Here is a 9,870-nt window from a genome sequence, read left to right as displayed (position 1 = left end):
GGACAATCGGAATGGTAACAGGAATGACGGATGCAATCAATGTTGAAGATGCCGTAATCGTATCGGAAGAAGAACATCCTAATTTCATCGAATCAAACACTTCGGGTATCACACTTGAAGAACTTGAAAGGAACTGTATCGTACCAAGTTTCAGTGACAACCAGCTAACAATTAGTCACCAGGCATTTATTCACCAGGTAGAGGATGCCGCAAGAGTATATTTTGCAGGCGAGAACTTCGGGAACACGGAAATCAGAGTGTCACATAAAATCTTAGGACGTGTACCGGGTGCATTAACCAAGAAAAAAGAAGAGCTTAAACCGGAGGACGAGACTGTCTATTATCAGCGAATGGCTTTTTGCTTTCATATCAGAACCATGAGCAGAAAAATGAATGGTGAGGAGGTACATCTTTGCATCGGCGGCGTTAGAAGTCTGAATGAAGAAAACTTATACGCCCGAAAATCACCCGAGAAATTCAAGATATTCATCGGTTGGCGTGTGCGTGTATGCAGCAACCTTATGTTGACAAATGACGGACTGACCGGAAGGCTGGAGGTAATGAGTGATGCGGATATCTACAGTTCGGCACTCAGCCTGTTTCAAGATTTCAATCCGGAGCAGAATCTCAGGTTACTTGAAGGCTTAGGAAGAACAATGATTTCACAGGAACAGTTCTGTCAGATAATAGGACGTTTGAGACTGTACCAGGTCTTGCCGACGTCCGGGCTTAAAGAACTGCCAAAAGTTATCCTGGGCGATTCGAATATCAATGCGGCAACGAAAGGCTACATAGAGAATCCTAATTTCGGACTACGTGGCAGAGACAAGATTTCCTGCTGGGATTTGATGCAGCTTCTTAATGATGCAGCCAAGCAATCCTATATTGACAAGTTCCTGGAGAGAAACCGGAACTGCACTGATTTTGCAGCCGGTATCCAGAGGGCCTTGAACGGTGATGATACAGAGAATTATGGCTGGTTTCTGAGTTAGACCGGAAAACAAACCAACTCACAAGGGAGAAAGATCTGAATATGACAAACATGGTCTTTCTCCCTTTTTTTGTTGAACCTATTTAAAACCTGTAAGAACATGAACGGAGAATATTTGAATGAAAACAGTAAAGAGTTCAAGGCTGCCAAAGAACTGGAACATGCCCTGAACGACGATGGGTGGAATGAAAAGAGATTCGCTTTGGCGGTGACTACATTCCACAGGACCTTACAACAGACCTTGTTCAGAAGCATGGTTGAAGTGATTGAAATTATGGGAAGTGAGGATTACAGATATGACCTGAGGAACAAGGCTTCGCATGAGATATGTCAAAAGATAGTGGAATCGGGAGTTCTGGAGGACGAGACGATACCATTCATCTGAAACGGTTGAAACATACCGACTGATATTCCGAGGAGGGATATTTCCGACTGAAAGGAAGTATCCCTCCTTTTTTATTTAATTTAAAATACAGAAGATTATGTTATACTATGATTTTTGTGGTTACGAAGGTTTCAAGGCATATTTCGGCCTTGAAAAGAGGGAGAACGGTACAGCGGTAAGGAAGAACAGGATACTGCTGGGACATCTGAAAAGCCCCGCGCTGCTCAGATATTGCAGGGAACACGACGACTATACCCTGCTGCATATATATAATATGGCAGGCCTACAGAAAAAGGTGACGGATGCCGTCATCGAATCAGGGAAGAAGGATGAAGGACTGCCTTATAAGGTGGAGCTGATAGGCACGGCCTATTGGTCCTCCAGGTATCGGACTGATGAAGCCAGGGGCGTATGCGAGGATCTGGACAGGAATTCAATCCGCTATATCAACATTGAACGCAACCGGATTTTCAAGATGAGGGCAGGAAAGTTCATGAGGGAGCTCATCCTTGAAACGGAGATAGGGAAACTGCTCTCTCCATGTGTTGTAAACTGGATTTCAGGAGATGTATTCACCCAAAACTGGTGCACTTATACCTATGGTCATGTCCCCGATATGGAACTGCATGTCGATGATGCGTTCCGGAGAATCTATGACAGCAGTTGTTGCAGGGGGGATTTCGGCTCATGTATGACGGATAAGGGCAGGACCTCGTTCTATGAGGATTCGGTAAAAGCCAAGGCGGCCTATATAACCGACAGGGACGGGCTGGTTGTGGCACGGGCGGTTCTGTTTACCGAGGTCACGGACCAGGACGGCAGGAAATGGAGGCTGCTTGAAAGGCAATACTCCTCGGACGGCAATGACGTGCTGAAACGTCTGCTTGTGGACAAACTTATCAAGGGGGATTATATAGACGGCTATAAGATTGTAGGAGCCTCCTGTCAGGAATCCAACGCGTTCGTGGATATTCATGGCAATCCGTTAGCGGACAGGAGGTTTGAGACAGAGTGCTGTCTGGAAGAGTGGGATACACTTTCCTATCAGGATTCCTTCAAATGGTACAGCTACAGCATGAACAAGGCCTACAACTATCATAACCCCTGTTGTTCGCATAATCTCGATACTACGGACCTGAACCTTTACGGTGATACGGATGATGACGAATGGGACGATTACCACCAGTACTACTGTTACGAAACAAGGTCCTGCTACCGGAATGGAAGGGAAATCCGGGTGGATGTGAATAACATGGATGATTTCGTATGGGTAGAATCCAGAGGGGAATATTACCATGAGGACGATTGTGTCTGCTGTGATGAATGCCAGACGGATATATTGACGGACGATGCGGAATACTCGGAGATGACAGAGGAATACTATTGTTGCAGGGAGTGCATGGAGAAAGCCGAAGGGGAATTCAAACGGAAAAATTGGATTTACTCGGAGTATGACGGTGAATGGTACGAGGATTACACCGATATAACCCGAATCCATATCTGGAATGAATCGGAAGGTTTCTATGAGGATAAAAGCATCAATGTGTATACGTTATGCAGGTTATTGGAAAATAAGGAGGCATGGGAATTCGGTGAGGAGGTATTCGACAGGGTAAATCCGGCCACCAATCTTCCATACGGTTATGAACTTGAAAAAGAGACGGGCCATGAACATGCAATTGTTGAAGAGGCTGTATAGTATCTACAGCCCGAGCGGAAAGGAGCAGAGGATGATAAGATTCCTCTGTTCCTATATCAGACAGCTTCCCGGAAACATATCGGTCTCAAAGGACAGGTTCGGGAACCTGTATGTGGTAAAGGGAAAATCAGAGACGTATCCTTGTCTGGTGAGCCATATCGACCAGGTATCACACTGCAACCATTCAGGGGATTTCAAGGCAGTGGAAACCAGAGATATTATATTCGGTTATTCGCCGGGGAACAGAAGGTTTGAGAATCTGGGCGCCGACGACAAGAACGGGGTTTTCATCTGCCTGGAATGCCTGAAAAAGTATGATTCCATCAAAGTGGCCTTTTTCAGGGAGGAGGAAACCGGATGTCGGGGCAGTTCGGAAGCGGTAATGTCCTTCTTTGATGATGTAAGATTCATCGTCCAGCCTGACCGGAAAGGGAACTCTGATCTGATTACGGCTATAGGCTATTCGGAGTTGTGTTCCGGAGGGTTCATCGAAGCGATAGAACCGGAGAAATGGAATTATAAGGAAGAAAGCGGGTTGATGACCGATCTCCTGGCCTTGAAGGAGAACGGGCTTGGGGTTTCCTGTATTAACGTTTCGTGTGGTTATTATAATGCCCATACTGATGAGGAGATCACGGTGAAGAAAGACCTGCTGAAATGCCTGCTGTTCGTAGAGCATATCATAGAGGATTGTACGGACGTCTATCCTCATGTTCCAACGGACTCTTATGATAATTCTTATGAGTTCGAGGATGAGATTTATGATATACTTGCCAATAACCCCGGCCTTACTCCTGAAGACCTTTATGACATGTATTCCACTAATTTCCCCTGTCTGAAACCGGAGGATTATGAAAGGATATGTGAGGATTACCGGATGTTCTGGAGCGAGGATGAGGAGGAGACACTGTATTTATGAAAAGAGGGTTTCTGATACATATAAGATAATAAGGTATTAGTACTTCTCCGGGAAATCGGGATATGTGATGACAGGCTTTCTGTGGGAGAGTAGAATTTGTAAGAACTCGAAATCTCATGAAAAGCCTTTTTTATAAATCAGCTTAAAGGTTATTGAACGGACGTTTGGTAACCGGGAAGAGTGTTAAACATGTGTTAATTATGGAACAGAAAAATTATGTGGCCTACTTACGACAATCCACGACAAAACAGGAAATGTCAGGATTGGGAGTAGAGGCACAAAGAGAAATAATACGGAATTACCTGAAGGACAGAAAACCTATCTCTGAGTATATTGAAACAGAGAGTGGCCGTAAATCCAACAGGCCAAAACTTACAGAAGCTTTGGAATTATGTAAAAAAACAAAGTCTGTCCTGATTGTAGCCAAACTTGACAGACTAAGCAGGAATGTGGCTTTTACCAGTAAACTTTTAGAGAGTGATGTTGAGATAGTGTTCTGTGATTTTCCGGAGGCTAACAGACTGGTCCTTCATATCATTTCGTCAATAGCGGAATATGAGGCAGGATTAATCAGCCAGCGGACAAGACAATCGCTGAAAGCCAAGAAAGCAAGAGGATATAAGCTTGGTAAATCAGAGAACTTGCTGGGCAGACTGGAACAGGCGGTAAAGAACAGTAACAGGACCAATCATCAGAAAGCTCTTGATAATCCTAATAACAAGAGAGCCATTGCATTACTGAAAAACCTGGTAAAAGAAGAGAGAAGCTTATCGGACATGGCTAGGATTTTGAATAACGAAGGATTTGTGACTTCCAAAGGGTGCCAGTTCAGAGCTTCACAGGTAAGTATATTGTTGAAAAGGTATAATTTGAGATAACTAATAAAAACGGTAAGTAAGGGAGACTATATATAATGGTTTCCCTTATTTTTTATTCTCCTTTTACTGCCGAAAATTTCCAATATCCTATATAAGGAAGATTGTTTTTGGGAAAATTAGGATATTATAGGTAAAAGAGTAGGTCGAAGACGGGAGTAAAATATGGACAAATAATACTTTCTCGGTGATACTATTTCCTTGATGTGTATATGATATTTCATATATTTTATGTATTTTGGGTACCTAATATATGCATATTATGAAGAAGATTAATATTTTATCCATTATAGAAGCTTATCGAAAGCTAAATCAGGATCTGTTTCAAAAATTAATGAATGGATACGGGATTGTTGTAGATAATACGAAAGGAATAAAAGATTATGAACTAAACACTATAGAGCATTTGGTAAAGAACATTTTGCAAACAAAAAATGATGTTTCTATTGTAGACAATTACTATTTGGGATATTCGATACCCCAAATTGGAAAAGAATTTGATCTTCTTAGGTTTGGAAAAAATTACATTATAAATATAGAAGTAAAAACAGAAAGTACTATTGATAAGATTTTTAAACAACAAGAAAAAAACAAGTACTATCTCAGTTTTTTACAGAAAGATATTCATATTTACACTTATATTCTAAACGAAAATAAATTATACAAACTGATAATTGGAAGTAGTGCAAACGAAACGAAGGAAGTGAATTTTATCGAATTATGTAACAAATTATTAGCACAAGAGATATTAGTTCTGAGTAATATTGATGATTTGTTCAACCCATCTGACTATTTAGTATCTCCTTTTAATTCTCCTGAAAAATTTATGAATGGGGGGTATTTTCTGACTACACAGCAAGAGCAAATATGTGAACAAATAGAAAAAAAACTTTCAGATAGAGTTACTAATTTTATCGCTTTAACAGGGAGTGCAGGAACGGGGAAAACATTATTAACGTATCATATAGCTAAACAAAGCATTCAAAAGGGTGATAAAGTTCTTATATTACATTGTGCCCAATTAAATAGTGGTCATCAAATACTAATAAATAAATGGGGTTGGAAGATATATATGCCTAAATATGCTCCAGATATAAATGATTATGATTTGATTATTATTGACGAATCTCAACGTATGTATCCTACTCAATTTGAAAAATATACAAAAGAAGTACGACGTTTGAATAAAAAATGTATATTCTCTTATGATGAAATGCAGTATTTACACAACAATGAAAGAGATCACAATATTCGAGAAAGAATAGAAACGGAATTATCGTGTAAGCCTCATAAACTGACAAGCAAGATTAGAACAAATAAAGAGATTGCGTATTTTATAAAACAGCTTTTTGATATTAATAGAAATATTCCAAATGTAACATATCCAAATATTGAACTTATTTATAGCAAAGACTATTTGTCTGCAAAAGCATTATTACAAATGTTGTCAGATAGAGGATGGAAAGTGATCAATTATACACCTAGCATACATTCATTCTTTTATTATGAGAAGTATTTATCAGATAGTAAAGATAGTGCACATTCTGTAATAGGTCAAGAATTTGATAATGTAGTAATAGTTATAGATGACCGGTTTAAGTATAATTCTTCTGGACTATTAATTGCAGATAATAGCTATTACTCACAGAAGCAGATGTTATATCAGATTATCACAAGAACAAGAAAAAAACTTTGTGTTGTGATAATTGACAATGAAATGATGCTGAATAGATGTTTAGATATCCTCAATGAGGATTTATTGAGAATTAAGATAGCGCAAGATGAGGACAAAGAAATAAAAATTGCGAGAATAAAGAAATAAAATTAGTCGATCCTTATATTGAGACAACATTTACGATCCTCTACCATGAACAAACAGGAATTATGCCAAACGACAATTTAACAAATTTATTAAAAAAGAAACTGAAATCTGAAGGTTTTTACGTTGATAAATATTCTGAGGACGATATTCGGAAAAGAATACTTGACTTTATCAGTAAACAGATTTCTGATAAAAGTTAGGTTATTTAAGAAAGAATTCTAAATAATAAAGTTGTATAAATTGTAAATGCTTAATTTTAATCCGATAAACTATTATCTCTGATATGCACTCTTTACTCATTATAGTTATTTGTCTTGTCGCTATTTTTGTTATCGTAATAGCTGCAACACGAATATGCCTCAAAAACAAATCTAAAGAATTATCAGGAAAATTAAATCATATATCCGCTTATGGTGAGAAGTCCAACCACGAGCAATCCCAAGAGAAATTATCTAAACTAAATGATGTTGTATTTGTGGATATTCCGACAGACCTTAACAATGGCTTTTATGGTAAGATAATATCGACAACGCAAGAAAAGGATTTCACCAATCATTATATATCATATTTTCAAGAAGCACATTCACTCGTTAAGAAACTTAAAATTTTCAGTATCACTCCATCCGTAACAATCTCAAATCTAATTCGTGACTTTGGAAATATCAATAAGCTTGTCAAACAACATAATGATACAGTAATAAATTCCTTACTTAATACCTATAAAGATTTTTTCGACCATTGTTTAAAATATCCATTAGACAAGCAACAAAGACGCTCAATCGTTTCAGAAGAAGATAATTGCCTGGTTATTAGCAGTGCAGGTAGTGGAAAAACCTCTTCTATTATCGGAAAAGTCAAGTATCTAACAGAAATAAAAGGCATTGCACCTCATAGAATTTTACTCATTAGTTATACGAATAAGGCTGCTGCCGAACTTACAGAGAGAATAGCTACTGATGGTTTGATAGGTTATACATTTCATAAATTAGCCATTGATATTATCAGAAGAGCAGCAGGTATAAAGCCCTCTATTTGCGACAATACCGATGCCTTATTCATAGATATTTATCACACCCTATTAGAAAATAAGACTTTTAAGAATAGTGTGGTAGAATACTTCATTGATTACCCTGTTAAAGAAACAGATTGGGAACAACACAAGAATGAAAGGCGAGAAAAATTGTCGGAACAAAAGAATGTTCAACTAAAAGCGATGTTTCCCGATATGGACGGTAGAGCTATATATGTGAGAAGTGAGCAGGAGCAAAAGATATGCTTTGTTTTATCATCACTTGGAGTAAAATTCAGATATGAAGAGCCATACGAACATCAATTAGCAGATGAAATGTATTCTCAATATCGTCCCGATTTTTCTATATACTTCGAGCAAAAGGGTGTAACCAAACGAATCTATTTGGAACATTTCGGAGTTGATGAGCACGGTCTTGTTCCAGCTTGGTTTGCAAAGGATAAAAATATAACATACGAAGAAGCCAATCAAAAATATAATGATGGCATAACTTGGAAGAAAGCAGCTCATGAGAAATTTGGTACTCAGCTTTTAATAACATCAAGTGCTGATTTCCATTATTCTGATATAAAGGATAAACTAAAAAAAATGTTAGAGAATGTGGGTGTGCCAATCCAAGAAAAGACAGATGAAGATTTGTATGATTTGGTTTTACCCAAAAGTAGTAAGCAAGAAAAGGCGTTTATACGACTTGTAGTTACTTTCGTAACATTGGTGAAATCAAGTTGCAAATCAGTTAAAGAAATTCTGAAACAAGCAAAGAATGCAGATGACGAACGAAGTGTTTTTATTATCAAAAACATATTTCAACCTGTATATGAACGTTATATAAATGCATTAAGCGATAGTAACCAAATTGATTTTACCGATGCGATTCTTCAAGCCACAGAAATATGTCGTACTTCTCATCCTGTTGAGTATGATTATATCATTGTGGACGAGTTTCAAGACATATCGGTTGACCGTTACAATTTTTTAAAAGTGTTACGAGAGGGGAATCCGCCTGCAAAGTTGTATTGTGTAGGTGATGACTGGCAGTCCATATATCGTTTTTCGGGAAGTGATATGGCTCTTTTTAATCAATTTTCCGAATACTTTGGAGCAACAGAGATAAACAAAATTGAAACTACTTACAGATTTGGAGAGCCTTTGGTTTCGTTGTCCTCCCACTTCATACAGCGTAATAAAGCCCAAATACAAAAGGATATCCACTCGTTCGATTCTAAAATGAAAACAGAGTTGGAGTTCTATTCTTATGATAGACGAGATTATTGCAATACGATAGGACAACTTGTGGCTTCTATTCCATCAGATAAATCAATATTTTTGTTGGGGCGTTATTCCTTTGATGATTATTACCTGTCTTTTATGTATCAATCCATTAAAGAAGGTAATAAGTTCTTTTATATGATAGGAGGACGAAAAATCGAGTTTTTGACCGTACATAAATCAAAAGGTCTTGAAGCTGATTATGTAATACTTTTACAATGCAATAAGGATACATATGGCTTCCCTTCTCTTGTGAGTAACGACCCCGTGCTTAACTATGTACTCACTAAAAGCGACCAATTCCCACATGGAGAAGAGCGTAGATTGTTTTATGTGGCAATAACAAGGGCAAAGATGAAAACCCTTGTGCTATACGATAAGCGTTTCCCTTCTGTATTTGTAGATGAGTTCTTACATCCCGAAAGAGTTTCAAAGGAAAGCTACGTAAAGCACCCCAACGCCAATAAAAGATGGACAAGAGGAGCTGACCAATTTTTATTGAAATTGTATGATGAGGGTAAAAGTGTGAAATATATAGCAGCTAAAATGGGCAGAAGTCAAACATCAGTCGTAGTGCGATTGAATAAACTAAATCAGGGATATTCAGTAAATGTCCCTAAAAATCAAGATGGCATATGAAGATGATAGAGCATACTCACTTCATATGCCATTTTTATAGTCCTATTCCTGTAATTTCTCACACAATCTTACCCTACAAGACATGACGCTCGGGAAGAAGTCTGAAGACATCTTCTGCCTCTGCCTGTAAAATCATATCATGCCGCTTTCACCGTCCTGTTCCTGATCTTGTCTATCATCAGTACGGCATTTGCCGTATGTATTCCAAAGAAAATCCACAGGATTTCCGTCTTCCTGTTCC

7 protein-coding genes are annotated in these 9,870 nt (G+C 38.3%); all 7 read left to right on the top strand.

The genetic code is table 11. The annotated features are described in order from the left end of the window. A partial coding sequence (locus tag C233_RS0121560; protein ID WP_018669151.1) for a DUF3871 family protein occupies positions 1-992 on the top strand: 992 nt, incomplete at its 5' end. A gap of 99 nt (positions 993-1,091) precedes the next feature. Further along, entirely contained in the window at positions 1,092-1,376 is a 285-nt protein-coding gene (locus tag C233_RS0121555) for a hypothetical protein (RefSeq protein ID WP_018669150.1), read from the top strand. 97 nt (positions 1,377-1,473) lie between these two features. Beyond that, complete coding sequence (locus C233_RS0121550) at positions 1,474-3,075, top strand: hypothetical protein (protein ID WP_018669149.1); 1,602 nt, start codon at positions 1,474-1,476, stop codon at positions 3,073-3,075. Then, positions 3,044-3,994, top strand: a complete 951-nt coding sequence (locus C233_RS0121545; RefSeq protein WP_018669547.1) for a zinc-binding metallopeptidase family protein — start codon at positions 3,044-3,046, stop codon at positions 3,992-3,994. Before C233_RS0121550 ends, C233_RS0121545 begins: the two co-directional genes overlap by 32 nt. Positions 3,995-4,194: 200 nt before the next feature. Beyond that, positions 4,195-4,872 carry a recombinase family protein gene (locus C233_RS0121540; RefSeq protein ID WP_018669546.1) on the top strand — a complete coding sequence of 226 codons (678 nt, stop codon included), beginning with the start codon at positions 4,195-4,197 and terminating at the stop codon, positions 4,870-4,872. Between the two features lie 259 nt (positions 4,873-5,131). Then, positions 5,132-6,691 carry an ATP-binding protein gene (locus C233_RS0121535; RefSeq protein ID WP_154656086.1) on the top strand — a complete coding sequence of 520 codons (1,560 nt, stop codon included), beginning with the start codon at positions 5,132-5,134 and terminating at the stop codon, positions 6,689-6,691. A gap of 283 nt (positions 6,692-6,974) precedes the next feature. Further along, the gene (locus C233_RS0121525; protein WP_018669543.1) at positions 6,975-9,629 is read left to right on the top strand and encodes a UvrD-helicase domain-containing protein; all 2,655 of its coding nucleotides are present in this window, start codon (positions 6,975-6,977) and stop codon (positions 9,627-9,629) included. Positions 9,630-9,870 lie beyond the last annotated feature (241 nt).

The sequence above is a fragment of the Bacteroides gallinarum DSM 18171 = JCM 13658 genome (assembly GCF_000374365.1).
Taxonomy (GTDB): Bacteria; Bacteroidota; Bacteroidia; order Bacteroidales; family Bacteroidaceae; genus Bacteroides; species Bacteroides gallinarum.
Note: the sequence above shows the minus strand (reverse complement) of the source record. Positions and strands in the feature narration are given on the sequence as shown.

Bases quoted from the DNA above. Each gene is read 5' to 3' on its own strand.
- C233_RS0121550 (WP_018669149.1), top strand. From the start codon at position 1,474: ATGTTATACTATGATTTTTGTGGTTACGAAGGTTTCAAGGCATATTTC.
- C233_RS0121540 (WP_018669546.1), top strand. From the start codon at position 4,195: ATGGAACAGAAAAATTATGTGGCCTACTTACGACAATCCACGACAAAA.
- C233_RS0121525 (WP_018669543.1), top strand. From the start codon at position 6,975: ATGCACTCTTTACTCATTATAGTTATTTGTCTTGTCGCTATTTTTGTT.
- C233_RS0121535 (WP_154656086.1), top strand. From the start codon at position 5,132: ATGAAGAAGATTAATATTTTATCCATTATAGAAGCTTATCGAAAGCTA.
- C233_RS0121555 (WP_018669150.1), top strand. From the start codon at position 1,092: ATGAACGGAGAATATTTGAATGAAAACAGTAAAGAGTTCAAGGCTGCC.
- C233_RS0121545 (WP_018669547.1), top strand. From the start codon at position 3,044: ATGAACATGCAATTGTTGAAGAGGCTGTATAGTATCTACAGCCCGAGC.